Origin of the sequence: Streptomyces sp. UH6, from assembly GCF_013421635.1 — a bacterium.
In the GTDB taxonomy this organism is placed as follows: Bacteria; Actinomycetota; Actinomycetes; order Streptomycetales; family Streptomycetaceae; genus Streptomyces; species Streptomyces abyssomicinicus.
Window position 1 is genome coordinate 1 of sequence record NZ_JACADT010001256.1, and the last position, 1,385, is coordinate 1,385.

The window sequence follows — 1,385 nt, forward strand, 5'->3', positions numbered from 1 at the left end:
GCACCCAGCCGTGCGCGTGCAGCACCCGGAGCGCCATCAGCAGGTCGGCGGCGACCTCGGCGGCCCGGTACGGCGTCAGCGGCCGCTCGGCCAGCAGGTCCCCGAGGGTGCGCCCGGGCACCGCCTCGGTGACCACCCAGAGGGAGCCGCCGTCGGCGAACACGTCGTAGACCTGGTCCAGGCGCGGGTGGTCGGGGACGCGGGCCGCCTCCCGGGCGGCCTCCAGCGCCCGACGCACCGCGGGCTCGGCCGGCTCGCCGCCACGGTCGCGGCCGTACCCGGTGGCCGCGCTGAAGCCCTCGGGCAGGCCGTCGGCGTCGAGCACCTCGGCCTCGACGACCTCGGGCAGCGGGATCTGCCGGACCCGCACCTCCTGCCCGCTGTACGTGTCGAACGCGAGGCTCTCGGCGAGGTCGTAGCGGTCCTCGCCGGAGGGATGCACGGGCAGGCGATAGCGATCGGCGAGTATCCGTCCCGCGTAGTCGTCCACCACACCCTCCCCGCTCCGCCCGGCCGGTCAAATCCGTTCGGTGTGCGCCGCGTTCCGGCTGTTCTTCCGTATCCGTACGGTCCGCGCGGGTTCACGATACGTGCCGTGGCCGACACTCGCCGCTCGGATGCGACATCCTGCCACCGCGCGTCGCGGGCGGGTCAGGACTTCGGCCGGAACGTGGTGCTGAGGGCGGCCCAGGTGTCCTCACGGCGGTCGCCGCTCCAGTCCGCGGCCGGCGCCGTGTACATCAGGGCGTAGCCCTGGGTGGGGCTCACCACGAAGCCGCGGTCGACGGTGCGGTACTTGGTGCCGCCGTCGACGTAGGTGAACTCCCAGTCGGCCGCCTCCCAGCCGCGGAAGTCCACCGCCTCTATGCGGATCCGCTTGTACTGGGGGCGGGTCATGGTCCGCTCCAGCTGCTTCCAGTCGGCGACCGCGTCGTCCTTGGGCGTGGAGGTCCAGCCGACCAGCAGCCGCTGGTCACCGGGGCCGGTGAAGCGGTCGCCGGCCCTGTCGGTGGAGCGGTAACGCCAGCCGGAGGGCAGGCCGATGGTGTAGCCCTGCTCGGACCGGAAGGTGGTGGTGTCGAGGGTGCCGGAGTCCTGCCCGTCGCCGTCGCCCTTGCCGCCGCCCTTGCCCGCGTCCTCGCCGGCGTCCTCGCCCTTGCCCTCGCCCTTGTCGTCCGCGCTCCCGTCACCGGTGGAGGCGGAGGGGGAGGCGCCGTCGTCGGGCTCGCCGGAGGCGTCCGGCTTCCCGGGGCGGGGCTCACCGCTCGCCGCCGTGCCGCCCGAGCCGGCCGAGTCGTCCGAGTCGCCGCCCAGCGTGTTCAGCAGCACGCCGACCAGCACGGCGAGGGCCGCGATCACCACGAGGGCCACCAGGACGGACTGCC

2 pseudogenes are annotated in these 1,385 nt (G+C 74.5%); both read right to left on the reverse strand.

The window, feature by feature from the left end:
* Window positions 1-490: pseudogene (locus HW445_RS31055) on the reverse strand (serine/threonine protein kinase); the annotation flags it as partial.
* Window positions 491-651: 161 nt separating this feature from the next.
* Window positions 652-1,385 (reverse strand): annotated as a pseudogene (locus HW445_RS31060) (serine/threonine protein kinase); the annotation flags it as partial.